Source organism: Corynebacterium simulans (assembly GCF_001586215.1).
GTDB lineage: Bacteria > Actinomycetota > Actinomycetes > Mycobacteriales > Mycobacteriaceae > Corynebacterium > Corynebacterium simulans.
Genome location: NZ_CP014634.1, coordinates 813652 through 838606 on the forward strand (window position 1 = coordinate 813652; position 24955 = coordinate 838606).

A 24955-nucleotide genomic window follows, 5' to 3' on the forward strand; every position below is an offset into this window, starting at 1 on the left:
CGCTGTTCAAACGCTAGTCAAACGTTTGCATAAACTTGCATAATGAATTTGCTAACGCCCTAAAGCGCTGATGACTGGTAATAAACGGCGCCACATAATCCGTGCCGCGGAGTGCGGAGTGGCAAGGACCTCACGCAAATAGTTTTCTGGTTTTAGCGCCCATGGCGTGAAAGCAGAATGCACGCGAATCGGGATTCCGAGGTGCCACGACCATAGCTTGGTACGCAGTGCATGGAAATCACTGGTGACTACATCGAAGTAAGGCGGCTTGCTCATCGCATAGGCATTTTCGAGATTCTCGTTGGTACTCGTGGCACGTGGTTCGACGATTATCTTCTCGCGCGGAACTCCCCTGCCCACCAAGTACTCGGCCATGACTTCGGCCTCGCCATAACCGGAGACGATGATGTCTTGTCCCCTCCAAATACGAAATGCATGCTCGAGTCTGCGCTCAAGCATGGGTCCAGGCACGCCACCTTGTACGCGGGCTCCCAGGACCAAAATGGGGACTAAGCTAGGGCCAAACATAGTGCAAAAGCCTAATTGAGAAAGGACTTCCGTGGCCACACCAACCTTGAAGGACCTCGCCGCGGCCACGGGGGTTTCTATCTCCACCGTCTCCCGCGCGCTGGCCAATCACCCTGCGATTTCTCCGGCGACCACGCAAAAGGTCAAGGCTGCGGCCGAGCAGCTGGGCTATCGCCCGAATGCCCAGGCACGCGCGTTGCGCGGTTCACGCTCCGATGCTATCGGCGTGGTGATTCCGAACCTGGCGGATCCTTATTTCGCGCTCATTGCTGCCGCGATTGAAGCCGAGGCCGAGCGCGTTGGCATCGCTGCCATCATGACCACCTGCTCTGAGTCACCTGAGCACTTAGCCAAAGCACTCGACGCACTGACATGGCGGCAGGTAGACGGCATTATCACCGTCCCGGTTGAAGGCGCCGAAGCAGCGCTAAAAGACGCCGCGAAATCCCGGCCGCTGCTGCTCATCGACCGAGAGCTGCCGCCCTTCCCCGCCGTTACCTCGGACCCGCGCCCGGGCATGTTCGCGGCATTAACGCAGCTGCGCCAAAAGGGTCACCGCGTGGTCGGCTATATTCCAGGCCCGCAGCAAACTTCTACGGGTAGGCAGCGGCTGAAAGTCTTCCGCGGTGCAAGCAGCGAGTTTTCCGCGCATTATGCACAAGGCGGCTTCCGCCGCAAGGACGGCTACGTGGGGGCATTAGAGCTTTTTGAAAAGGGCATTACCGCCATCGTGGCGGGCGATTCCATGATGACGGCTGGTGCGCTGGCCGCCTGCTATAACGCCGGCAAGGCCATCGGTGAAGACATCGCGTTGGTGGGCTACGACGACTTAAATCTCTTCCGCCTGCAACCGGTGCCGATCTCGGTGGTGGACCAGGACATGGCGGCGCTGGGCCGGCTAGCAGTCCAGCACCTGACCAAGGCGATTACGCATAACGCAACACCGACCGGGGTAAAGATTCCCACCTCTTATATCCCCCGCGTTTCCACCGCCCGGCAGTTCTCCTAAGGGCGGTAGCTCCAGGAAATCGCCTATTCCCCCAGCAGCTGGGCGCGCAGGTTTGCGTCCTTCTTCTCCACCTCGGCGGCCATATTTTCTTGGTACTGCGCCATCTTCTCGGTTAGTTCAGGATCCCCTGCGCCAAGGATACGAACGGCAAGAAGGCCCGCGTTCTTAGCGCCGCCGATAGACACGGTCGCCACCGGCACGCCACCGGGCATCTGCACGATAGACAGCAAGGAGTCCAGGCCATCCAAGTCCTTCAGCGCGCGCGGAATGCCGATGACCGGAATCGGAGTCGCCGCAGCAACCATGCCCGGCAGGTGCGCAGCACCGCCGGCGCAGGCGATGATGGCTTTCAGGCCACGCTTATGCGCGTCCTTGGCATAAGAGAGCATCTTTTCTGGGGTGCGGTGTGCACTGACGACGCCCACCTCGAAAGGCACGCCAAACTCCGCCAAGACTTCGGCAGCAGGTTTTACGGTAGGCCAATCTGAATCAGAACCCATGATGAGGCCAACGAGTGGTTCCATATCTTCTCCTAGGTAGTTGTTACTGGGGGCAGCAAGAAGGTTGCGGGAATCTGCGGAAAACTTATGCAGGCAGAGCTTTTAGAGCCAGGCCGCGTGCACGAGGAAGTGCGCAGCATCTGCCGCGATGTGGAGGGTTTGCTCGACGTCCTCACCCACGACGTTGACGTGGCCAATCTTACGGCCGGCGCGGTAGTCCTTGCCATAAAGGTGAATCTTGGCCTGCGGGTAACGCTCCATCACGGCACGTACGCGTTGCGGCATTGGCATTTCTGGATCTTCCGGGCCACCAAGGACGTTAGCCATGACGGTTACGGGAGCAAGCGCTGTGGTCTCACCGAGCGGCAGATCCAAGACTGCGCGTAGGTGCTGCTCGAACTGAGAGGTAACGGAACCGTCCTGGGTCCAGTGACCCGTGTTGTGCGGACGCATCGCGAGTTCATTTACAGCAAATTCTTCTACTGCTCCATCGCTTGGGAAACCAGCAGCGGAGGCTGCGGCAGCCGAGGCCGCGCTACCCCAGTTGTCCGCTTCAGCGACAGTGTAAGCAAAGAGTTCAACTGCCAGCACGCCAGTCACTCCTAGCTGCGTGGCCACGAGCTCGCCGACCTCGGCGGCGCGCTGCGCCAGCTCTGGGCTCAGGCCCGGCGCGGGCGCGAAGGCCTCGGCACAGATGCCGTCACGCTGCACGGATTGGGTAATCGGCCAAGCCTTCACCTCGCCGGAAGGACGGCGGGCGACTAGAACCGAAAGCTCGCGGGTGAGGTCAACCTTCTCCTCTGCCATCAAAGGCGTGCCGGCTTCCAGAAGCTCAGCGACCAGGGAATCCAGCTCCTCTGCAGCGGGGAACCACACGCCGTGGCCGTCGTATCCACCGCGGCGGGCCTTCAAGCAAACGCGGCCTTCTACAAGCTCGGCAAAATTACGCGCATCCTCAACAGAGGCGATTTGTGCAAAACGCGGAACCGGTGCACCCAGCTCCGCCAGCTTTTGGCGCATAAAGAGTTTGTCCTGGGCATACAGGAGCGCGGAAGGCTGCGGCTGGACGTTATAGCCGGCGTCGATAAGCGCCTGCACGTGATCGGTGGGCACGTGCTCGTGCTCGAAGGTCAGCGCATCGGCATCTTTAGCTGCAGAAACCAGCATCTCGTAGGCATGGTAATCACCCAAGACCACGTCTGGAATGACCTGCGCTGCGGACTGCTCCTGCGAGGAGGCAAGAATGCGCAGGTGGATGTCGAGCTCGGCGGCAGCCGGCTGCATCATGCGTGCGAGCTGGCCGTCGCCATAAACGGTAACGATGGGCTTTGCTGTATGACTCACCCATCCAATACTAGCCTTAACCTTATGATCGTCAGGCATACCATCTTCCAGAACTCCCTCATGGCCGCTCTGTTGGACGGCATTTATGACGGCGAAATGACCATTGGTGAGCTGCTCGGCAAGGGCAACTTTGGCATCGGTACCTTCGATGCGCTCGACGGCGAAATGTTGATTCTCGACGGCATCTGTTACCAGCTGCGCGGCGACGGAACTGCCACCATCGCGGACCTGGACCAGGGAACGCCCTTTGCGGTGGCCACCAATTTCGTACCCCGCATCAAAGTGCAAGCACCGCGCGGAATGCGCCGCGAAGAGCTTTCGGCCTTCGTCGATGAAGTCGAGCCTTCCGCCAACTACATGTACGCGGTGCGGATAACGGGGCGCTTCGAGTCAGTGCGCACGCGCACCGTGGTCAAACAGTCCAAGCCCTACCCTCCCATGGCGCAGGCGGTGGGCGGCGATAAGGAGCTGCACTTTGAAAACGTCGAGGGCATCATCGGTGGTTTCCGCACCCCAGTGTTTGAAAAGGGAATCTCGGTGCCAGGCTGCCACGTTCACTTTATCGACGCCGCGCGTTGCTCCGGCGGGCACGTACTGGACTACGTCGTCGACGAAGCCACCATCGAGCTCTGCCCCGGCACGGATCTTGAAATGCGGCTGCCGCTTACCCAGGAATTCAAGCAAGCCAACCTGGCTCCTGAGGATCTGGACCACCAGCTGCACACCACAGAGGTTAAGAATTAGAAGAGCTCCTGCTCGTTGAGAATTTCTTCTACGCGTTTGGCCCTGGGGATGGAAGAGAAATACATTGGCCGCTCATAACCGTGGATGGCCAGCGAGATCCCACCGCGGCGCCGCCTAGCACCGCGAATATCCTGCAGCGGGATGGAATCAATGTGCCCTCCCTCGCGGGCGATAACGCGCAGGTTAGTAACGATGAAGCGGCGCCGGCGCGCGCGGTAGAGCGGGATACCGAAACGCCACAGCGATAGCAGCGCCCAGATTAAAACGATGCCGTTACGCAGGTTTCTGTCTAGGCCGTGGACATCCGCCCAGCCGATGCCCATCCATGCCACGCCGGTAATGAGGATGAGCTCAAGGAAAGGAAAGATCAGCGCGCGAAACGGCGCTGTCATATCCACGCGGACTACTTCGCCGCGCCCCATCTTCATCAGTCCCATAGGGGTGCATGATACCCGCCGGAGACGGCGAAGGACTTCAGCAACGTGGCCTATTCCGCGGCTGAAATCACCAACGGCGATTCCTACACCGTCACCGTCGGCGGCACTGTCGCTGAGGCGACTGCCGGTGAGGTCTCCCAGGGAATGGGCGGCGGTCCGATGAGCGGACAGTGCCCCTAAATAGACGCAATTTGCCAAATAGGAATGCCTACCACGCTCTGCGGCGGGCCCTATTTGGCAAATTGTGTTTTAAAGCGCCCCGCCACTCCACTCAGCGCAGCAACGAGTCGCTACTGCACGGGACGCAGGTGGGTGACATCACCTGCCGAGTAATATTCGCCGCCAACGTTGATGCGGCCGTCGTCGCCAATGCCCTCGACGACACCCACGACGTCGCCAGTCGGCGCTTCAAGGCGAACTTCCTGGCCGATCGAGGAGCACACCGCACGGTAGTCTGCCATGAGCTGTGGGTCTTGGTTCTCCCACTGGGTGATGCGACGACGCAGGTTCTTGAGCAGGGCAATCGCCAATTCCGTGCGATCCGTATCGCGACCTTCCAGCATTAGCGAGGTGGCCTTTTCGATAGGCAGCTGCTCTCGAGTAAGCGTGACGTTCAGGCCCATGCCCACAACCACCCGCGCGGAAGGCGCAGGCGCGGCCTGCGTTTTCGGGGCGACCTCAGCCTTATTGACTTCAGCCTTGTTTACTTCCGCCTTGTTTACCTCAGCCTTGCTGACTTCGGTCTTGGGCGCGGACTTGAAGGCGGCACCGACGGGGCCAGCCTCGGCAAGGATGCCGCAGAGCTTATTGCCGTTGATGTGAACGTCGTTCGGCCACTTCAGAACGGAGCCCTCGACGGTGTCGGTGACGGCCAGGCCCGATGCCAGTGGCAGGGTGCCTAGGTGCTCGAGGGAATCTGGAAGGATAAGAACAGAAAGAATAAGCTGCGAACCAGCAGGGCTTACCCAGGTCCGACCTAACCGGCCCTTACCGGAAACCTGCTCGTTGGTCAGCAACACCGTGCCATCGGCAACGTTTTCAGCCTTCATAAGATCGGTGTTGGTTGAGCCGGTCTGCTCCACATATTCAACTAGAGCAAAGTCATCCGCCAGCGCGGTACGAATGCGTTCAATATCAAGTGCAGCTGTCATGCCCTAAGAGAGTACTCGACTATGCCGCATGCATGTTTACACGCAGCACAAAGGCTAGAACCAGTTTGGCTTATGCAGGATTTCCTGCGCGGTCCTTTCATCCAAGCAGCTAGTCAAGACTGCCTGCGGCAGCGCCTTTTCCACCTGTTCCGGGGAGATGGTTATGCCGCGGTTACCCGGCAGCCATTCCACGGTGTCAACAATGAGCTTGTCGTAGATAAAACGCTTATCCCCCGTCAGCGAGCGGCCATCGCCTTCCATGACGGCGGTGTAGCGAATTTCAGGATCCACCCATTCACAAACCCACTGGCCATATTCAGTGACCTCAGAATCAGAGATGTTAAGCCCCGCGGCAGTAAGACTGTCCTTCATAAGGGCGCGATCGAAGTGGCCGTTTTCTTCCAAATAGCCGCGCGCAGCGTTGGCATCAGCCTGCTCACCGAAGATCTTTTTGAAAGTGGTATCGCGCGGTGCGAGTGTCGCAGAGCTGGAAGGCTTTTCCGATTCTTTATTCGGCTCGCTACTCGGCGCGGCAGAAGTTTGAGCGGATTCGGAAGAAGTCTGGGATGCGGCGACGGTGGTCATTGGTGCGGCAACGTCCTCAGAAGCAGCGCCGGAGCAGCTGGCTAAGGGGAGAACAAAAAGAGGGACAAAGAGAGGAATAAGCTTTTTCATGGCGCCAACCAGCATATGTGATTTAGCGGGGGTGCTAGTGTAGGCGCATGGCAAAGGTCACTTTTGAAAAGGTCAACATCACCTACCCCAACGCCGCAGCCCCCACGGTCAAAGACCTTGACCTGGAAATCGCAGACGGCGAATTCTTGGTGTTGGTCGGCCCCTCAGGCTGCGGAAAGTCCACGACGCTTCGTTCGCTTGCAGGTTTGGAGCCGACCTCGAGTGGCCGCATCTTGATCGATGATAAAGACGTCACCGGTTTGGAACCTGGCGATCGCGATATCGCAATGGTCTTCCAGAACTACGCCCTTTATCCGCACCTCACCGTGGCTGAGAACATGGGTTTCGCGCTAAAGCTGGCGAAGATGCCAAAGGATGAGCTCAAGAAAAAGGTAGAAGAAGCTGCCGATATCTTGGGCCTTAGCGAGTACCTGGACCGCAAACCGAAGGATCTTTCCGGTGGTCAGCGCCAGCGCGTGGCCATGGGCCGTGCCATCGTGCGTAATCCAAAGGTCTTTTTGATGGATGAGCCTTTGTCCAACCTTGACGCCAAGCTGCGTGTGCAGACCCGTTCGGAGCTAGCCAGCCTGCAGCAACGCCTCGGCACCACCACGGTTTATGTCACGCACGACCAAGTCGAAGCGATGACCATGGGCGATCGCGTTGCTGTGCTCAAAGATGGTGTCCTGCAGCAGGTGGCCTCCCCGCGTGAGCTTTACGACGCCCCGGTCAACGAGTTCGTCGCCGGCTTCATCGGATCGCCCGCGATGAATATCTTTGACTACGACGGCGGCCGCATCGGCATTCGCCCAGAAGACATGCGCATCATCGACGGCCCGGTCGGCATCCCCGGCACCGTCGACATCGTCGAGGAACTCGGCGCCGAGTCCTTCGTCTATATCAATGTGGGCGAGCAGCGCTTCGTGGCCCGCGCTGACAAGGGCCGCACTCCACAGCGCGGCGAGGAAGTCCTTCTCTCTTTTGATGTGAAAAATGCGCACCATTTCGACCCCGAAACGGGCGAACGCATCGAGCGATAGTCCAAAACTGCAAAGAGTTGTTGGGGGGTAATAACCACCCCCAACTTTTCCTTTTCTGCAGGCCTTTTGCAGGAAGGCTCATTTCCACTTAGTGAATTAGGTCAAAAATTCCACGAAGTGTGGACACTGTAACTTATTTTTAAGGCACAAGAAGTTTTCCGAAAGGTTTATTGCCCATGAAGAAGTCCGTACTTCGCTCTCACCTTCGTACCGTCCAGAAGGGCGCCGTCGTAACCACCGCTGCTCTTGCGCTGGCTCTGGCAGGCTGCTCCTCCGACGAAGGCTCATCCGATTCCGCCGCACAGGGCTCCGTAGACGGTGCCGACGGCCGCGGCCCTATCACCTTCGCGATGGGTAAGAATGACACTGACAAGATCCAGCCGATCATTGAAAAGTGGAACAAGGAGCACCCAGAAGAAAAGGTCACCTTGAAGGAACTGGCCGGTGAGGCTGACGCACAGCGCGACACCTTGGTTCAGTCCCTGCAGGCAGGCAACTCTGACTACGACGTCATGGCACTCGACGTCGTCTGGACCGCAGAGTTCGCAGCCAACCAGTGGCTCGCACCGCTGACCGATGACCTTGAGGTTGATACCGATGGTTTGCTGGATTCCACCGTTGAGTCTGCAACCTACAACGACACCCTCTACGCACTGCCGCAGAACACCAACGGCCAGCTGCTGTTCCGTAACACCGACTTGGCAGACAAGGCTCCGGAGAAGTTCGCTGATCTGAAGTCCGCGTGTGAGGCGCTCAAGAAAGACACCTCCTGTCTGACCACCCAGCTCAAGCAGTACGAGGGTCTGACCGTTAACACCGCCGGCTTCATGGAGGGCTGGGGCGGCTCCGTTCTTTCTGATGATGGCGCTCCTTCCGTGGATTCCACAGAGTCCAAGGCTGGTCTGCAGGCACTTGTCGACGCCTACAAGGACGGCGTCATCTCCAAGGACTCCACCGCCGCCACCGAGGAGGAGACCAACCTAGCCTTCACCGAGGGCAAGTCTGCTTTCGCAATCAACTGGCCGTACATGTACACCAACGCTGAAGATGCTGGCGTGAAGTTCGAGGTCCAGCCGCTGGTAGGCAAGGACGGCGTCGGTGTTTCCACCCTGGGTGGCTACAACAACGGCATCAACATCAACTCTGAGAAGAAGGCCACCGCACTGGACTTCATGAAGTTCATCATCAACGAGGAAAACCAGAAGTCCTTCGCTGAGGCTTCCTTCCCACCGGTTCTGGCTTCCGTCTACGATGACCCAGCCCTCATTGAGCAGTTCCCGTACCTGCCAGCTCTCAAGGAATCCCTCGAGAACGCAGCGCCGCGTCCGGTTTCCCCGTTCTACACCGCTATTTCCAAGGCCGTGCAGGATAACGCTTATGCAGCTTTGACCGCTGACAAGTCCGTGGACGATGCAACCAAGGACATGAAGGCCGCCATCGAGGCTGCTTCCCAGGGATAAATTTTTATGCTCCTTGCAGCTCCTTTCTTCTTGTAGGAAGGCTCAAGAAGGAGGCGCCATGCGGGGCGTGGGTGAGCTTGTGTGCTCGCGCACGCCCCGCATTGTCTTTGATGTCAGGCACACCAGTTAGACTCTTACCCAACCAGTTAATCTCCAGCAGAAAGGCGTCCCCAGCGTGGCAGTAACAACGCCCACCGCCATGAAGCGCAAGCAGAATTTGCATGCCGCGGGCCTTATCGCGCCGGCTCTCCTTGTGCTCGCCGTCGTCATCGGTTACCCAATCCTGCGTGCCATCTGGCTTTCTTTCCAAGGAAACCGCCACCTCAACCCCAAGACAGGAATCTTTGAAGAAGGCGGCTTTGCAGGCCTTGAGAACTACCTGTACTGGATCAATAACCGGTGTGTTTCCGGCACTGGGCAGATAGCGCAATGCCCTCCGGGCGTGATTGCCACGGATTTCTGGCCGGCGCTGAAGATCACGCTGTTTTTCACTGTGGTCACCGTCCTGCTTGAGACCATCCTCGGTATGTTCATGGCCATCATCATGAATGGCGAGTACAAGGGCCGCGGCCTAGTGCGCGCCGCAGTCCTGGTGCCGTGGGCTATTCCTACTGCCGTTACAGCAAAGCTGTGGCAGTTCATGTTCGCACCAGATGGCATCGTTAACTCCCTGCTCGGCACCGACTTCGCTTGGACCACCGATCCTTTCTACGCACGTCTGGCAGTCATCATCGCTGACGTGTGGAAGACTGCCCCTTTCATGGCCCTGCTTATCTTGGCCGGTCTGCAGATGATTCCGCGGGATGTCTACGACGCAGCCCGCGTTGACGGCGCAAGCCGCGTACAAACCTTTTTCAAGATCACGCTGCCGCTGGTGCGCCCGGCACTGATGGTTGCGATCTTGTTCCGCACGCTCGACGCACTGCGCATGTACGACCTTCCTGTCATCATGATTTCGGCTTCTTCCAACGCCCCTACTGCCACTATCTCCCAGCTAGTGGTTGAGGATATGCGCCAAGGCAACTTCAACTCGGCTTCTGCGCTGTCCACACTCATCTTCTTGCTCATCTTCGTCGTGGCCTTCATTCTGGTTCGCTTCTTGGGGGCCGATGTTTCTGGCAGTAAGCGCGGTGCGAATAGGAAGGCGGCCAAGTAATGAAAAAGTTCGGACACTACGCAGGCATCATCTTCATCATGTTCTGGGGGCTTGCGCCCTTCTACTGGATGGTCATTACTGCGCTTCGCAATAAAGACCACACTTTCGACACCACGCCGTGGCCTACCCATGTCACCTTGGAGAATTTCCAGGATGCACTGGCTACTGATAAGGGCAATAACTTCCTTGCCGCTCTCGGCAATTCCTTGGTTATTTCACTGGCCACCACCGCCATCGCCGTAGCAGTAGGCGTATTTACTGCTTATGCTTTGGCGCGCTATAACTTCCCTGGCAAGGGCATCGTTACCGGCATAATTCTGGCGGCTTCCATGTTCCCCGCCATCGCCTTGGTTACCCCGCTTTTCCAGATGTTTGGCAACCTCGACTGGATCGGCACCTACCGCGCGATGATCATCCCGAATATTTCCTTCGCGCTGCCGCTGACGGTTTATACCTTGCTAAGCTTCTTCCGGCAGCTACCCTGGGAGCTAGAGGAAGCCGCCCGCGTCGACGGTGCTTCCCGCAGCCAGGCTTTCCGCCTGGTTCTGCTCCCGCTCGCGGCACCGGCACTGTTTACCACCGCCATCATTGCTTTCATCACCACGTGGAATGAGTTCATGTTGGCGCGCCAGCTCTCGAATGATTCCACTGAGCCGGTCACCGTGGCCATCGCCCGCTTCTCCGGCCCCTCCGCATTCGAATACCCTTATGCCGCTACCATGGCTGCCGGCGCACTCGTGACTATCCCGCTCATCATCATGGTGCTCATCTTCCAGCATCGCATCGTCGCCGGTCTCACCGCCGGAGGTGTGAAGGCCTAATGCTTAAAAACTTAGGGTTTGCCGCTATTTCTGCTTGTCTAGCTCTAGCCAGCGCTGCGTGCGCGCCTTCGGAGGAGGAACAAGTCGCAGCAAGCCAAGCTGAGTCCGTGGGCATGCCTGCCCCACTCATCTTGAGCACAGAGGAGCTATCTGGCCAGACCTTCGACTTAAAAATCGATGAGGTCCTCGTCATCACCGAGTCCACAGGTCTCTTTGCCGAGGTTAGCAATCCCGAAGTCGCTGAATTTTCCCCGGCGCGCACTGATGGTGCCACGGAATACAACGCCAGCGTTCGCGCATTAAAGGAAGGCGCTACCGCCATCCAATTGTCCGACGGAACCGCGTTCAACCTCAAAGTCAGCTAATGCGTCGGGCTTTATTGTGGGACACTGCTCTAGGCTTTGTTGGCTTCTTTGCCTTCCTTGCCTTAATCCAAGCAGTAATCAATCTCTTCTCTGTCTCTCCCGCCATCTGGCCCGGTTTATTGGCCGGCGGCCTATGCACCATTGAATATCTACTCTGGCGCGCAAAAAGAAAGGACCTCGCATGAATTGGTACGAAAACGCCATCTTCTACCAGGCCCTCGTCGGCTCTTTTAAGGACGCGGGTCCCAGCGGCGGCCAAGGCGTCGGCACGCTCCAAGGCGTCATCGAAAAGCTTGACTATCTACAGTGGCTCGGCGTCGATTGTCTCTGGCTTTCGCCTTTCTATGCCTCCCCTTTGAAGGATGACGGCTACGACATCGCCGATTACTACGCCATCCACCCCGATTACGGCACAATGGAAGACTTCGAACAGCTCGTAGCCGAAACCCACAAGCGCGGCATGCGTTTAATGACGGACCTCGCTCTCAATCACACCTCGACCGAGCACGAATGGTTTCAAGCGTCCCGCCGCGATCCTTCGGGCCCTTACGGCAATTACTACGTGTGGGGAGACGATCCGAACCGGTATCCCGAAATCCGCATCATCTTCACCGACGTCGAAGATTCCACATGGGCCTGGGATGAGGTGCGCGAGCAGTACTACTTCCATCGCTTCTACTCGCACCAGCCGGATCTCAACTATGACAATCCTGCCGTCCACGAGGAAGTCTTCCGCATCGTTTCTTTCTGGATGGACAAGGGCCTAGACGGCTTCCGCTTGGACGCCATCCCCTATCTCTATGAGCGTGATGGCCAGGGAGGCGAATCCCTTCCGGAGACCATCGCGTTCGTCGAGAAGCTACGTGCCTTCATGGATGAGAACTATCCGGAGGCCGTCATGGTGGCCGAGGCCAACCAGCCGCCGAAAGAAACCATGGAGTTCTTCGGCACCGGCAATCGCGTCCACATGGTCTTCAACTTCCCCCTGATGCCGCGCATATATGAGGCACTTGCGCTTGGCGACGCCACCCCCCTCTACGCCATCATGGATGAAATCCCCGAGCTACCTGCCGGCTGCCAGTGGGGCACCTTCCTGCGCAACCATGACGAGCTGACGCTCGAAATGGTCGACGATGCCAGCCGCGAGCTGATGTATCGCCATTACCTTCCGGATGAGCAGATGCGCGCCCACGTGGGTATTGCCCGCCGCTTGGCTCCGCTTCTGGGAAATGACCGGCGCAAGATTGAGCTTTTCTTCTCGCTTTTGCTTTCCATGCCGGGTTCGCCTTTCTTCTACTACGGCGATGAAATCGGCATGGCGGATTCTCCTTCACTTCCAGACCGCGACGCGGTGCGCACCCCTATGCAATGGGCCCCTGGCGACGGCGCTGGCTTCACCACGGCCCCGCACCCGCGCCGCCCAATCGTGGGCGGCACGAAGATCAACGTCGAGGAGCAAAAAACGGATCCGACATCGCTGCTCAATACCGTGCGCGAACTCATTGCCCAGCGAAAGGCCTTCCCGGAGCTAGCAAACGCCCCCTTTGAGGCGGTAGAAACGGGCGAAGCAGGCATCTTTGCTTTCCAGCGGGGCGGCCTTCTGTGTCTGCACAACTTCACCGCAGACGCCGTCGATCTGGGCCCGGTGGAATTAGGGCCATTTGGCTACGCTTGGCTGCCCATCGAGGACCAATAAGCCAGTGAATAAATAGGACCTAAACGGAAAATGCATATCGGCCGGGGGTGCACTCCCCCGCCTTGGGTAAACAATAGGTTAACACGATATGTATACCGCGGGAATCTTCACCAAAGACCGACTATCTAATGATTTAAAAGCCGAACATAAAGCGTAAAACCCAAGGTCATAGCAACCATTGAGAGATTAGGCCCAATCTCATAAGGCGTCTACTCTATACCGTTGTTAGTTAGGAACGCGGTTGCGACACTGTCGCCGAGTTTAACCTCGGCCGTCACGCCACGCTCCCTCGCTCGAGAAGAACCGAAGAATCTTGGAAAGGGGTCGCGCCCGTGACAGCGACACTAATCATCTTGGCCATCGTGATCGTCACTGCCCTTGCCTTTGACTTCACCAACGGCTTCCACGACACCGCTAACGCAATGGCCACCTCCATTGCCACCGGCGCTCTAAAGCCATTTACCGCAGTCGCCATTTCCGCATTGCTCAACCTGATCGGTGCCTTTCTTTCCGTTCATGTTGCCGCAACCGTGGCAAAAGGCATCGTCAACCTTGATTCCTACGATCTCTCTGTCGGAACCGATGGAGAAGCACTCCTAATGGTCGTATTCACCGGCCTCATTGGCGGCATCTTCTGGAACCTATTTACATGGCTCCTCGGAATGCCGTCCTCTTCTTCCCACGCCCTTTTCGGCGGCCTCATCGGTGCAGCCTTTGCAGCCCTTGGCAGCGGCGGCGTTGCCTGGTCTTCCATCGCCGGCAAAATCATCATCCCAGCAATCGCATCCCCTTTCATCGCCGCCATGGTTTCGGCCTGCGGCACCGCGCTGGTCTACTGGGTTACTAACACCATCCCAGAGCGCGTAAAGAACGAGCACTTCCGCCACGGCCAGATCGTCACCGCATGCCTAGTTTCCCTGGCACACGGCGCAGGCGACGCACAGAAGACCATGGGCGTCATCTTCCTAGCCCTCGTCGCAGCCGGTGAGGCAAATGCCGATCAGCGCATCCCCACCTGGGTCATCGTTGCCTGTGCAGTGGCAATCGCAGCCGGCACCATGTCTGGCGGCTGGCGCGTCATCCGCACCCTGGGCAAGGGCTTGGTGGAAATCGAGTCCCCACAGGGTATGGCCGCCGAGGCATCTTCCGCAGCCATCATCCTCACCTCCGCCGCTGGCGGCATGGCACTGTCTACCACCCACGTTTCCACCGGCTCCATCCTCGGTACCGGCCTAGGCAAGAAGGGCGCACAGGTCCGCTGGGGCGTTGCAATGCGCATGGTTTCCGCATGGCTAATCACCCTGCCTTGCGCTGCTGCAGTCGGCTTCGCCACCTGGTGGATTGCACGCCTGGTTAGCGGTGCAACCAACACCCTGACTGGCGCCATCGTTGACGCCATCATCTTGCTCGCCATGGTCGCAGCAATCCTGCTGCGCGCTCGCCGCAACCCAGTGGATGCATCCAACGTCAACGACGACTGGGACGCTGATGCTGAGTCTGTTGACTCCTCCATGCAGGCTCACGACAAGGTTGCCGCCGGCGTTGCCACCGGCAACGCTCCGGGCGCCGCGAATGGCGTACACGGCGTCGTCGACGACGCTTCCAGCTCCGCTCACGAAGTCTCCCAAGGAAAGTAGGAATCGCCATGACCGCAATGGAAATTCTCGTCGCCATCACCCGCGTCGCTGGCTTGGCACTAGCCTTCGGCGCTGGCATCCCGCTCCTTTTCGCCTTGGGCATGCGTTGCATGACCGGTGACCCAATCCGCAACAGCGACGGCGTCATCGTCGGCGACACCGAGGCCTCCGCCCAGATGAAGGTTTTGGGCTGGACCGTCTACGCGGTCTTGGGCGTAATCATCCTGATTGCCATCTCTTGGATTGCTAAGGATTCGATTCACAATTACTTCGGAATTGAGCTCTTCCCGGGCCTTTCCAGCAAGCATTAAGACAGAACCTAAACCAAAGTTCTTCAAGCGTTAAGTTAACGAAAAGTTAACTAACACGGAACTAAAGGTTGCTAAACTAGCGGACCGAGCGTACTATCAAGTACTTATCAGCTCGTCCGCTAGTTTCTTTGTTTTTAACTACATTTCTTTTCCCTACCCCCAGCGGCCGAAGATTCATTGTCCAGATCGAAAGAAGGTGAGCATCAATGAATACCATCAACGGACTGATTAACTCGTTCGCAACCACATTCAAGAGCGTCACCGGCACGGGCCTTGACGCCTTGGACGCAACCCCCATGGAAGCCCTCGTCACCGAGGAGCTTGTCAACCGTGACACCACACCGGCCACGACGGATGACATCGTTTCCGTATTCAACTCCATTGCTGGCCGCGCACCGCGCACCGAAGAAGTCTACGAGGTGGAGCTCTTCCTCATGGATTTCGGCCTCGCAGCCTAAATTCCCCAGCCTCAAACCTTAAAGCGCCTAGCTTTTCCACAAAAGGAAGCTAGGCGCTTTTCTTTACCCCACACCACTTAGCAGCACAAACTAGTTTTGTGAGGGAAATCACCCGTGTTTCAAGGTGTAAAACCCCGAGGGTTTTCTTTAAACTCTTCAAACATGACTATTTCCTCACATTTTACCTCCCTCGAGGATGAGCAAGCTGCCACCACTGCCGGAAAAATCGCCGAACTTAAGCGGCGCCGCGAGCAAGCCGCCGCTCCGCTCGGCGAAAAGGCCTACCAGAAAGTCCACGCCGCTGGCCGTTTGACGGCACGCGAGCGCCTTGACTATCTGCTCGATGAAGGCTCATTCGTCGAAACCGATATGCTCGCCGTGCACCGCACCTCCGATTTCGGCATGGGCGCGAAAAAGCCATTGACCGACGGAATCGTTACCGGCTGGGGAACCATCGATGGCCGCGAGGTCTGTATCTTCTCCCAAGATGGCACCGTCTTCGGTGGCGCGCTCGGCGAGGTCTACGGCGAAAAGATGGTAAAAATCATGGAGCTTGCCGTAACCACCGGCCGTCCGCTCATCGGCCTCTACGAAGGTGCCGGTGCCCGCATCCAAGATGGCGCAGTCTCCCTCGACTGGATCGCGCGCACCTTCTACCAAAACGTCAAGGCCTCCGGCGTGGTCCCACAGATCTCCGTCATCATGGGCGCTTGCGCCGGTGGCAACGCCTACTCCCCTGCCCTGACTGACTTCGTCGTTATGGTCGAGGAAAAGTCCAAGATGTTCGTCACCGGCCCCGACGTCATCAAGACCGTCACCGGTGAAGAAATCACCCAGGAGGAACTCGGCGGCGCCTCCACTCACATGCAATCCGCCGGTAACTCCCATTTCACCGCCGCCACCGATGAAGAAGCCCTCGACTGGGTCCACGACCTTTTGACTTATCTCCCCTCCAATAACCGCCAGCGCTCACCTTTTGAGCCCTATGAAGAACTCGGCGATGAAACCGCCGATGACCTCATTCTCGACGAGATCATCCCTGATTCCCCTACCCAGCCCTACGACGTCAAGCACGTCATCGAAGCCATCACCGACGACGGCGAATTCCTCGAAATCCAGGCAGAACGCGCCGAAAACGTCGTCGTGGCCTTCGGCCGCGTCGAAGGCCACACCGTCGGTTTCGTGGCCAACCAGCCGCAGGTCTTCGCTGGCTGCCTTGATATCGATTCCTCCGAAAAGGCCGCGCGCTTCGTCCGCACCTGCGACGCCTTCAACATCCCCATCGTCATGCTCGTCGACGTCCCAGGCTTTCTGCCCGGTGCTTCCCAAGAACACGACGGCATCCTCCGCCGCGGCGCCAAGCTTCTCTACGCCTACGGCGAAGCCACAGTACCGAAGATCACTGTCACCATGCGCAAGGCCTACGGCGGCGCTTATTGCGTGATGGGCTCCAAGGGGCTTGGCGCAGACGTCAACCTTGCGTGGCCGACCGCCCAAATCGCAGTCATGGGCGCCGCCGGCGCCATCGGCTTCATCTACCGCAAGGAGCTCAAGAAGGCCCGTGAAGAAGGCCTCGACGTCGAAGAGCTCGCCAAGTCCTTTGAACGCGAGTACGAAGACCACATGCTAAACCCCTACAAGGCGGCAGAACGCGGCCTAATAGACGCAGTGATCCTTCCTTCAGAAACCCGCAGTGCTATCACTCGGAACCTACGCCTTTACGCTGACAAGAACGTCCCCCGTCCAGCGCGCAAGCACGGCAACGTCCCGCTCTAGATAGTTTCTCCCTATTCTCCTATTCTTCATCTGGCGGCCATTGCCCGGATACCAAAGCGCCTTAGTCTCCAACTGTATTTCAAAAATTTCTTATTTAATAAGGAGACTAGGAATCCACTATGTCCAAGATTAAACGCCGCAATTTCCTCTCAGGTGCCTCTCTTCTCGGACTTGGAGCCGTAGCTTCAAACCGGAGCACAGCAGTCGCGCAAGATGCTTCGCTTCCCTTGGATAGACCCTCGCAAGACGATCAAACGCCATCTCGGCTGGAATTCAATTCCGACGGATCCTTTAAAGTCATTCAGTTCAATGACACTCAAGATGATCACCTAACCGATAAGCGCACAATCGAGTTCATGGAGCACGTTCTCGACGCAGAACAGCCAGGGTTTGTGCTTATCAACGGCGATGTCATTTCCGCCGGCCCAACCACCCCAAAGCAGGTCTACCAAGCCATCAATAACGTGGTGCTGCCTATGGAAAGCCGTGATATCCCGTGGGCCGTTACCTTTGGCAACCACGATGAAGATTCCGCAGAGGAGGGCGGCACTGGTGTGCGCCACCAGCACATGACACAGTTCGTGCGTTCCTACCGCCACAACCGGAATGCGCCTGCCTCGTCCGGCGGCTATGGTGCTTCGAATACGCATCTTGCGCTTTACGACGCCGCGACTGCTCGCTTCAGCTTTTGGCTTCTCGATTCTGGCCGCTATCACCCGGAGATCATCGGTGGACAAGATGCAGCAGATCTGCCGGCCTATGATTACATTCACCCAGAGCAGATTGCGTGGTACGCACAGCAGTCGGATGCGCTGGCCGCGGCGACAGGTTCTCAGGTCGAAGGGCTTATGTTCTTCCATATTCCTACCTATGAGCACCGCGACATGTGGTTCGGCGGCCCGCTCAAGAACGGTCTGCTTGACCACGCGAAAGCGGTAGAGAAGCATGGAATCAAAGGAGAAAAGAACGAAGACTGCTATGTAGGCGCCTTCAATTCTGGTATTTATGCCGCGGCCCAGGCCCGTGGCGACATTCGCGGAATCTACTGCGGCCACGACCACATCAACACCTACATGGGCAACTATTACGGCATCGAATTGGGCTACGGCCCGGGCACCGGTTTTGGGGCCTACGGTCTCCGCGACGGCACAATAGCGCAGCACTCACTGCGTGGCGCACGCGTGTTTGAGTTTTCCGCCAATGCTGAGTCTGTCTATACCGGCACCCGAGTAATCTTTGCCAAGGACATTGGAATTGACATGGCCCCTGCCAAGCAGCCGCTTCAAGAACCAGCGGCGCTTCCGGAATACGTGGAACTTCCGGAAGTCGATGATGCTTCCGCTTCCCCAGGCGAACCTGAAGAAAACGGATCTTCGCAATCTTCGTGGGGGCTTTCTAGCCTAAGCTCGAGTTCTTCCTAGCACTGGGGACTAGCACTGGGGACTAGCACTGGGCGCCATATGATTTCGCGCCATGCCTTCACCGCGAGGTGAGCGTATGGCGCCCAAGCTTGTAGACTGCATATCTATGACTGACATGAAGACCACCGCTGGCAAGATTGAGGACCTGAGCAATAAACTCACCGAGTCCCGAGCGCCACAGGGCGAGGTCCCTGCCGCACGTAGCGCGATTACCGCGTTATTCGATGCCGGCTCCTTCGTCGAAACTGACGCACTGGCGCGTCACCGCTCCACCGACTTCGGCCGCGAGTATGACCGCCCTTATACCGACGGCGTTATCACCGGCTATGGCACGGTAGGCGGCCGCAAGGTATGCGCTTATGCACAGGACGCGACCATCTTTGACGGCACCATGGGCGAGGTTTACGGCGAGAAGATCACCAAGCTTTATGACCTTGCCATTAAGACCGGCGTTCCCATCGTAGCCATGATCGCCGGTGATAAGCCCCGCGCCCAGGAAGGCATCGTTTCCTCCGCAATGCAGGCGCGCATCCTGGCCCGCGCCACCACGGCGTCTGGCCTTATCCCGCAGGTCACCGCGGTCTACGCCGATTCCAAGGATGCTTCGCTGGTCGCCGCGCTTGCCGACGTCACCATTGCACCCGACGGTCATCTCAGCGCCAGCTCCGAAGCCAATGAGATCGCCTTGATCCAGCAGGTTTTGAGCTACCTGCCGGCGAATAACCGCGCTGAGGCCCCCCGCACGGATGCCCCGCTCATGGTGGGCTCCGTCGAAGAAAATATGTCTGCGGATGACGAAGCCCTCAACAGCATCGTCGGCGATTCCGGCGAAGTTGACCTGCACGCAGTCGTCGAAGCTGTCTGCGACGATGTCTTCGAGCTCGAAGCTAAAGTTGAAGGCGTCTTTACCGGCTTCGGCCGCGTCGAGGGCCGCACCGTGGGCATCCTCGCCAACCGTGCAACTTTCGACGCCGCCGCCTCCGTCAAGGCCGCACGTTTTGTCCGCCTCTGCGACGCCTTCAATACGCCAATCCTCGAATTCGTGGATGCTCCTGCCCTGCAGCTGGAAACCGCAGCGCTGGCGAAGTTCGTGCATGCCTACTCCGCCGCGAGCGTCGGCAAGCTCAGCATCATCGTGGGCCGCGCGCACGGTACCGGCTACATCGCTTTCGGGTCCAAGGACCTGGGCGCAGACTTGTCCTACGCCTGGCCGACCGCCGAAATCGCAGTTGCTGACGCCGCTGCATTGGCCCAGGAGCTCGAGATTTCTGAGGAAGAAGCAGCCGAGTATCTAAGCCCGTATCAGGCAGCCGAGCGCGGCCTGGTGGATGCGGTTATCACTCCCGCCGCGACCCGCGCTTCCATCATCGAAGCACTGCGTCTTCTGGAACGTAAAATTGTCCCTACTTTGCCGAAGAAGCACGGCAACATCGTCTTGTAATAAGGAGAACACCATGACTGCTCCTCTGATTAAGGTCCTCAAGGGTAACCCCTCTGACGAAGAAGTCGCAGCGCTTTCCGCAGTTTTGACCCAGCTGGATGCCGATGCCCGCGCCAAGGCCGCAGATACCCGCGCTACCCGCGATCTCTGGGGCCAGCCGGGACAGACCTATAACCCGTCCGCGTTCCGTAACGTGCGCTACTACTAAGCGCCAAGGTTGAAGCCGAATTCATGCGAATTGTCCTCGCTTCTCAATCCCCGTCCCGCGCCTCCATCTTGCGCGGGGCCGGGGTTGAGCCCGTTTTAGCCCCAGCACACGTCGACGAAAGGGCCATCGAGGCGTCGCTAAGCAGCGCCCCGCCTGCCGACGTCGTCGCAGCCCTTGCCACCGCAAAGGCCGAAAAGGTAGCGCCCGATTACCCCGCAGACGTTGTCATCGGCGGCGACTCAATGCTGCTTTTAGATGGTCAGCTGCAAGGCAAGCCGCACACCGAGCAGGCCACCGTGGAGCGCTGGCGCGCCCAAGCCGGCCACTGCGCCGAGCTGTTAACCGGTCACTGCATCATCCATGGCGAAAAGCGCCACGTGGAGACCTCCCGTACCAAAGTCTTCTTTGCATCTGCCACCGAGCGTGACATAGCCGCCTATGCGGCAACGGGCGAACCCTTGGAATGCGCCGGCGCCTTCACCTTAGAGGCTCTCGGCGGCTGGTTCATTGACCGCATCGAGGGCGATCCCTCCTCCGTCATTGGGCTTTCCCTGCCGGTAGTCCGCCGCGCGCTCTATTCCTTTGATTTGCACGTCTCGGACTTCTGGAACGCGGCTTAGATTCCCTAGCCATCTGCACCACCAAACGGATTGGCGGTAGGGTTGCGGGCATGGAAATGAAAGACATGCTAGCCCCTGCCCCTATCCAGTTGCCCGCCGATCCTGGCGCGGATTCCGTTTCCGACCTACAGGCCGGAATCGTCGCACACCCTAATTCCCCACTGCTGTGGGCGCTGCTGGCGGAGCAGGAGCTAACCCGCCTGCGCGAGGACGAGGCCCTGCCGATTGCCTACATCACCGCTTATGCCTACGCACGCACGGGCTACCACCGCAGCCTCGACCGTTTGCGCGGCAACGGCTGGAAGGGCTGGGGCCCAGTTCCTTTTGCCCACGAGCCAAACCGGGGCGTTCTGCGCGCCATCGCGGCTCTCGCGCACGCTGCACAGGCAATCGGTGAGCAAGACGAGTACGACCGCCTCCGCCAAATGCTTTCCGACGCCGACCCAGACTGCGTAGCCCGCCTCCTCGACTAAATCGAATACCTAAAACTTAAAAGGCCTCGGTCTCGGCTCTTGAAAAGAGCACATGAGGCCGAGGCTTTTTAGCTGGCAGGTGAAGGGCTTACTTATCCGCTTCTGCCAGTTCGACGAGCTTCTTGGTGTTCTCCGTGGTCTGGATGTTGGAGACGAAGAACTCAAGCACGAGGCGAACCTGAATGAGGTAAATCAGCAGACCCAGGGTGCCGAAGATGAGGTGGCCCAGGATCATCATTGCAGCCATGCCACCGCCAGCAGAGGACGAGCCTGCAAGATCGCCCATGATGCCGGTTAAGGAGCCGCCCGTGACGGCCACGATGAGGCCACCAATCCAGGACAGAACACCGACCACAACTGCGATCACGTAGATGATGGATGCAAACTTCACGGTGATGAAGCTGGAGAACTTGAAGTCAAACAGGGACTTAAAGAAGTTATCCTTCGGCGCCTGCGGGTACTGGTTGAAGCCCTGCATCTGTGGGTTGTAGCCCGGCTGGCCTGGCTGGCCCTGTGGCTGGAAGCCACCAAAGCCTTGCTGGTTCTGCTGACCTGGCTGCCCCTGTGGCTGGAAGCCACCGAAGCCTTGCTGGTTCTGCTGGCCCGGCTGGTTCTGCGGCTGGTTCTGCGGCTGGAACTGCTGGTTGAAGCCACCCTGGTTGAAGTTGCCGGCCGGCGGAACTGGCTGACCAAAGCTGGATTGGCCAAAACCATTGCCTGCATTGTTATTGCCTGTGTTGATCACGCCGTTTGCGCTACCTGCGTTATCAGCGCTGTGGGAGCCCAATGCAGAGCTTGCGGGCTCGGCGGAAGCGCTGGCAGCCTGAGCGTTCTCAGAGCCAAAGCCCTGGGCATTGTCGGAGCTGTTGAAAGAGGCCTGGTTGAAGTCGGACTGGCCGAAATCAGAGGAAGTCTCACCGAAGTTCACGGTTTCTTCGCTGCTGGTGCCGTGCGCGCCGCCGAAGCTCGATGCCTCGGAGGAATCAGAAGCGCCGAAGGAAGAAGCACCGAAATCGGACTGGCCAAAGTCAGACTTGCCAAAATCAGAATTTCCAAAATCGGAGTTGCCGAAGTCGGAATTACCGAAGGAAGAGGAGCTCATCGCGTCCTCAGCAGCGTGCTGTGGATTCTGGTCGGAGTTGTTTTCTCCGAACTTGTCTGGGTTGGTCATATGAGAGACGTTCCTTTCAATTTATTAAGTACGCACAAAAGAAACTACAACACGCTGCACGATTCGGCAGCCCAATGGGAAATACTCCCTTTATAAGGGGCATATAAAAACCCTGCTTCCACCACCTTCGGGGAAACAGGGTCTGTAAATGTAAGAGGAGACCTTAAGCGTGTTTTGCCTCAACGCGCTTGATGGCTTCAGCGGCAACCTTCTGCTGAATGCCCATGTCAAGCTCGGAAGTAAAGCCCACGCAGGAGCAGTTGATCTCGCCAAGGACATAGGTGTCCTCGCCATTCTCGCCGTCGGCAAGCATGAAATCAGCAGTCCAGATCAGCGGGATGTTGTCACCGCCAAGCTTTTCTGCAATGACCGGACGAACCTCGGCAAACATGCCTACAAGTTCTTGCCAAGCTTCGGGCTTGTCATAGGTGTACTTAGCGCCGGAAAACAATGTGGCGGAGAAGTTGTCGCCGCCTTCAGCCGGCTTCTTGTGCACCACGAAGACTGGGTCAGGGCCGACTAGGAGGATACGGATTTCTCCCTCGACGATGCGCGGCATGAAGCGCATATCAACGAGCATGCCGTTGTCACCGATAATGTACTGGTCACAGAAATCCATGAACTCGCCGAGCTCGCGAACCTCGGTGTGGTTATCCACTGCCTCGGTGCACTTAAGCTTGGTCTCTAGCGGCAGTGCGGTGCCAGGTTCTACCTCGAGGGACTTGTCCTCGAGCTGGACACGCCAGATGCCTTCGCCCGTCGAACCGCGGTTTTGCTTCAGCACGCGCTCGCCGTAAGACAGCGAGGTGGGGAAAGTGTCGTGGAACGACTCAACGTCGTAATATGCCGCAGTATCGGAAGGTACAAGCTCAGTGTCATTGAGCTTGACCAATGCATCCTTGGCACCGTAGGCCATCATCTCATACGGAGTGGACATGCCAACCAGGCCAGCTTCAGAGAGCTTGGTCAGCAGATCAAAGTAGCCTTTCTCGCCGCCTGGGATATTACCCGGGTTCACGCGGGAGATATAAGCGTCGAAGTTTTCGGTGACGTACTCGAAGATGCGCTCAGACCACTCTGGACGGAAGAAGACGACCTCAGAGTGCCAGCCTGCGTCCTTGATGGACTCGACGATGGGCATGGTGTCCTTGCGGTGGCCGTTGAGCTGCTTGTCAGATCCGCCCTCGACCTCGAAGACGACGATTGCCTTGTGCACAGCAATTCCCTTTCGTTTGGGGGTTGTGGGTGATGGTCCGGTACGCCAGCGGCTTTCTGTGGACACTTCGTGTTTCAGACAGTATTTGAGCGATTTACGAAGCGTTTTGTACCGCACCACACCTTAAAAATAACGCAGGTTTGCACCTCCTCGCTGGGTTGTTAACCCCGCATTAACCCCGGTACGTTTTGGCCGCTCAAGATACATTCTAGGCATCTGACCTGCAGGCTTGTTATAACCAGTGATTGTGAGCCACGGCAATCGGCAAGAAAATGTATGCAACGCCACAATGTTCAGCTCAAGGTGACCAATTTAAGGGCTCAAGCGTTAGAGTTGTTGTGTTTAGAGAGATCTCTTTTATAAACCCCATTTAGAAAGGAAACCGGACCGTGGCCGAGTTCGATCCACATCCCCCATTCCAGGAATATGCGCACCCAGAGCGCCTCGTTTCCGCACCTTGGCTCTCCGCTAGGCTCGGCACCAAGGGCCTGCGCGTTATCGAAGTAGACGAGGATTCCCTCCTCTACGACATCGGACACATCCCGACCGCCTCGCGCATTAATTTCCAAACCGAGCTGCTCGATCCCCTCACCCGCGACGTCGTCGATGCAGCCTCCTTCTCCCAGCTCATGCGAGACAAGGGCATTAAGCGGGAAGACACCGTTGTTATCTACGGCGACAAAGCCAACTGGTGGGCAGCCTACGCCCTGTGGGTATTTGAACTTTATGGCCACCCTGACGTCCGCCTGCTCGACGGCGGCCGCGACGCATGGGTTACCGAAGAGCGCGATACCTCTTTCATGGTTCCAGACTTCCCAGAGTCCGATTACCCAGAGGTAGAACGCGACGACGCCACCTCCCGCGCCTTTGTAGACCAGATGCGCGAGACCTCAGCAAAGCTCGTCGATACCCGCACGCCTGAGGAGTACGGCGGCGAGCCTTCCACCGGCGAGTCCACATATGGCACCACCATGCGCCACGGACACATTCCGGGCGCCGCCAACTTGGAGTGGGATCGCTCCGTTTACCCGAATGGCTGTTTCCGCGCGCTTTCTGAGCTCAGAGTCAACTATGGCAACCTCGAGCCAGAAACCGAGACCATCCTCTACTCCCATGTTGGCGCGCAGGCCGCCCACACTTGGTTCGTGCTAACCTTCCTGCTGGGATTCAAGTCCACGAAGGTCTACGACGGTTCGTGGGCCGAGTGGGGAAACATGGTTCGCATGCCAATCGAGAAGTAACTTCTCCGTTCAACACGCCGATTTACTCCCGTATCCTCGCTGGTGCGGGAGTATTT

Annotated in this window: 28 protein-coding genes; 20 read left to right on the forward strand and 8 right to left on the reverse strand. The window is 58.0% G+C overall.

Annotated features, from left to right (window positions below; genetic code table 11):
* Positions 1 to 51 precede the first annotated feature (51 nt).
* A complete protein-coding gene (locus WM42_RS12890; RefSeq protein ID WP_235591309.1) occupies positions 52 to 459 on the reverse strand; it encodes a YdcF family protein in 408 nt (135 codons plus the stop codon).
* A 100-nt stretch (positions 460 to 559) separates the two neighbouring features.
* Between WM42_RS12890 and WM42_RS03755 the strand changes: the two genes are divergently transcribed.
* Positions 560 to 1537: a LacI family DNA-binding transcriptional regulator gene (locus tag WM42_RS03755; protein WP_062035744.1), complete on the forward strand. Its 978-nt coding sequence runs from the start codon at positions 560 to 562 to the stop codon at positions 1535 to 1537.
* Positions 1538 to 1560: 23 nt separating this feature from the next.
* Here WM42_RS03755 and purE read toward each other — a convergent pair whose 3' ends face one another.
* Complete coding sequence (purE, locus tag WM42_RS03760) at positions 1561 to 2061, reverse strand: 5-(carboxyamino)imidazole ribonucleotide mutase (protein ID WP_062035745.1); 501 nt, start codon at positions 2059 to 2061, stop codon at positions 1561 to 1563.
* A 78-nt stretch (positions 2062 to 2139) separates the two neighbouring features.
* On the reverse strand, positions 2140 to 3420 hold the full coding sequence (locus WM42_RS03765; RefSeq protein ID WP_062035746.1) for a 5-(carboxyamino)imidazole ribonucleotide synthase: 1281 nt from the start codon (positions 3418 to 3420) through the stop codon (positions 2140 to 2142).
* Between WM42_RS03765 and budA the strand changes: the two genes are divergently transcribed.
* Positions 3406 to 4125, forward strand: coding sequence for an acetolactate decarboxylase (budA, locus tag WM42_RS03770; RefSeq protein WP_062035747.1), 720 nt, complete (start codon positions 3406 to 3408; stop codon positions 4123 to 4125). The two genes, WM42_RS03765 and budA, sit on opposite strands and share 15 nt — an antisense overlap.
* On the opposite strand, the gene WM42_RS03775 is transcribed toward budA, so the two are convergent.
* Positions 4122 to 4562 (reverse strand): hypothetical protein, encoded by a 441-nt coding sequence (locus WM42_RS03775; RefSeq protein ID WP_062035748.1) that lies wholly within the window; start codon positions 4560 to 4562, stop codon positions 4122 to 4124. The genes budA and WM42_RS03775 overlap by 4 nt on opposite strands.
* Positions 4563 to 4607: 45 nt before the next feature.
* Here WM42_RS03775 and WM42_RS13750 point away from each other — a divergent pair, with 45 nt between their 5' ends.
* Positions 4608 to 4742 carry a hypothetical protein gene (locus tag WM42_RS13750; protein ID WP_256365606.1) on the forward strand — a complete coding sequence of 45 codons (135 nt, stop codon included), beginning with the start codon at positions 4608 to 4610 and terminating at the stop codon, positions 4740 to 4742.
* A 110-nt stretch (positions 4743 to 4852) separates the two neighbouring features.
* On the opposite strand, the gene WM42_RS03780 is transcribed toward WM42_RS13750, so the two are convergent.
* Both WM42_RS03780 and WM42_RS03785 read right to left on the reverse strand, forming a co-directional pair.
* Positions 4853 to 5713 (reverse strand): biotin--[acetyl-CoA-carboxylase] ligase, encoded by an 861-nt coding sequence (locus WM42_RS03780; RefSeq protein ID WP_062035749.1) that lies wholly within the window; start codon positions 5711 to 5713, stop codon positions 4853 to 4855.
* A 54-nt stretch (positions 5714 to 5767) separates the two neighbouring features.
* On the reverse strand, positions 5768 to 6388 hold the full coding sequence (locus WM42_RS03785; RefSeq protein WP_070498745.1) for a hypothetical protein: 621 nt from the start codon (positions 6386 to 6388) through the stop codon (positions 5768 to 5770).
* 47 nt (positions 6389 to 6435) lie between these two features.
* Between WM42_RS03785 and WM42_RS03790 the strand changes: the two genes are divergently transcribed.
* The 16 genes from WM42_RS03790 to WM42_RS03865 all read left to right on the forward strand — a co-directional run bounded on the left by WM42_RS03790 (position 6436) and on the right by WM42_RS03865 (position 21271).
* On the forward strand, positions 6436 to 7428 hold the full coding sequence (locus WM42_RS03790) for an ABC transporter ATP-binding protein (protein ID WP_062035750.1): 993 nt from the start codon (positions 6436 to 6438) through the stop codon (positions 7426 to 7428).
* A gap of 176 nt (positions 7429 to 7604) precedes the next feature.
* Positions 7605 to 8888: an ABC transporter substrate-binding protein gene (locus WM42_RS03795; RefSeq protein ID WP_062035751.1), complete on the forward strand. Its 1284-nt coding sequence runs from the start codon at positions 7605 to 7607 to the stop codon at positions 8886 to 8888.
* A 199-nt stretch (positions 8889 to 9087) separates the two neighbouring features.
* Positions 9088 to 10044, forward strand: coding sequence for a carbohydrate ABC transporter permease (locus tag WM42_RS03800; RefSeq protein WP_062035752.1), 957 nt, complete (start codon positions 9088 to 9090; stop codon positions 10042 to 10044).
* Complete coding sequence (locus WM42_RS03805; RefSeq protein WP_061920765.1) at positions 10044 to 10865, forward strand: carbohydrate ABC transporter permease; 822 nt, start codon at positions 10044 to 10046, stop codon at positions 10863 to 10865. Before WM42_RS03800 ends, WM42_RS03805 begins: the two co-directional genes overlap by 1 nt.
* Positions 10865 to 11230: a hypothetical protein gene (locus WM42_RS03810; protein WP_062035753.1), complete on the forward strand. Its 366-nt coding sequence runs from the start codon at positions 10865 to 10867 to the stop codon at positions 11228 to 11230. The genes WM42_RS03805 and WM42_RS03810 overlap by 1 nt, the downstream gene beginning before the upstream one ends.
* On the forward strand, positions 11230 to 11415 hold the full coding sequence (locus tag WM42_RS13585; protein ID WP_061920760.1) for a hypothetical protein: 186 nt from the start codon (positions 11230 to 11232) through the stop codon (positions 11413 to 11415). The genes WM42_RS03810 and WM42_RS13585 overlap by 1 nt, the downstream gene beginning before the upstream one ends.
* Positions 11412 to 12926, forward strand: coding sequence for a maltose alpha-D-glucosyltransferase (treS, locus tag WM42_RS03820; RefSeq protein WP_062035754.1), 1515 nt, complete (start codon positions 11412 to 11414; stop codon positions 12924 to 12926). The genes WM42_RS13585 and treS overlap by 4 nt, the downstream gene beginning before the upstream one ends.
* Positions 12927 to 13258: 332 nt before the next feature.
* Positions 13259 to 14563, forward strand: a complete 1305-nt coding sequence (locus tag WM42_RS03825) for an inorganic phosphate transporter (RefSeq protein WP_062035755.1) — start codon at positions 13259 to 13261, stop codon at positions 14561 to 14563.
* 8 nt (positions 14564 to 14571) lie between these two features.
* Positions 14572 to 14874, forward strand: a complete 303-nt coding sequence (locus tag WM42_RS03830; RefSeq protein ID WP_061920753.1) for a hypothetical protein — start codon at positions 14572 to 14574, stop codon at positions 14872 to 14874.
* Positions 14875 to 15080: 206 nt separating this feature from the next.
* Positions 15081 to 15332 carry a hypothetical protein gene (locus WM42_RS03835; protein WP_062035756.1) on the forward strand — a complete coding sequence of 84 codons (252 nt, stop codon included), beginning with the start codon at positions 15081 to 15083 and terminating at the stop codon, positions 15330 to 15332.
* Between the two features lie 162 nt (positions 15333 to 15494).
* Complete coding sequence (locus WM42_RS03840) at positions 15495 to 17108, forward strand: acyl-CoA carboxylase subunit beta (protein WP_062035757.1); 1614 nt, start codon at positions 15495 to 15497, stop codon at positions 17106 to 17108.
* Positions 17109 to 17335: 227 nt separating this feature from the next.
* Complete coding sequence (locus tag WM42_RS03845; RefSeq protein ID WP_235591310.1) at positions 17336 to 18529, forward strand: metallophosphoesterase family protein; 1194 nt, start codon at positions 17336 to 17338, stop codon at positions 18527 to 18529.
* 106 nt (positions 18530 to 18635) lie between these two features.
* Entirely contained in the window at positions 18636 to 19970 is a 1335-nt protein-coding gene (locus WM42_RS03850) for a carboxyl transferase domain-containing protein (RefSeq protein WP_062035758.1), read from the forward strand.
* 13 nt (positions 19971 to 19983) lie between these two features.
* Positions 19984 to 20178 (forward strand): acyl-CoA carboxylase subunit epsilon, encoded by a 195-nt coding sequence (locus WM42_RS03855; RefSeq protein WP_061920746.1) that lies wholly within the window; start codon positions 19984 to 19986, stop codon positions 20176 to 20178.
* A 23-nt stretch (positions 20179 to 20201) separates the two neighbouring features.
* Complete coding sequence (locus WM42_RS03860) at positions 20202 to 20798, forward strand: Maf family protein (protein WP_062035759.1); 597 nt, start codon at positions 20202 to 20204, stop codon at positions 20796 to 20798.
* Between the two features lie 50 nt (positions 20799 to 20848).
* Positions 20849 to 21271: a DUF3151 domain-containing protein gene (locus tag WM42_RS03865; RefSeq protein ID WP_062035760.1), complete on the forward strand. Its 423-nt coding sequence runs from the start codon at positions 20849 to 20851 to the stop codon at positions 21269 to 21271.
* A gap of 88 nt (positions 21272 to 21359) precedes the next feature.
* Here WM42_RS03865 and WM42_RS03870 read toward each other — a convergent pair whose 3' ends face one another.
* Positions 21360 to 22442, reverse strand: coding sequence for a DUF4282 domain-containing protein (locus tag WM42_RS03870; RefSeq protein WP_062035761.1), 1083 nt, complete (start codon positions 22440 to 22442; stop codon positions 21360 to 21362).
* Between the two features lie 163 nt (positions 22443 to 22605).
* Positions 22606 to 23658, reverse strand: coding sequence for a Cj0069 family protein (locus tag WM42_RS03875; RefSeq protein WP_062035762.1), 1053 nt, complete (start codon positions 23656 to 23658; stop codon positions 22606 to 22608).
* A 389-nt stretch (positions 23659 to 24047) separates the two neighbouring features.
* On the opposite strand from WM42_RS03875, the gene WM42_RS03880 reads away from it, so the two are divergent.
* Positions 24048 to 24899, forward strand: coding sequence for a sulfurtransferase (locus WM42_RS03880; protein ID WP_062035763.1), 852 nt, complete (start codon positions 24048 to 24050; stop codon positions 24897 to 24899).
* Positions 24900 to 24955: the final 56 nt, after the last annotated feature.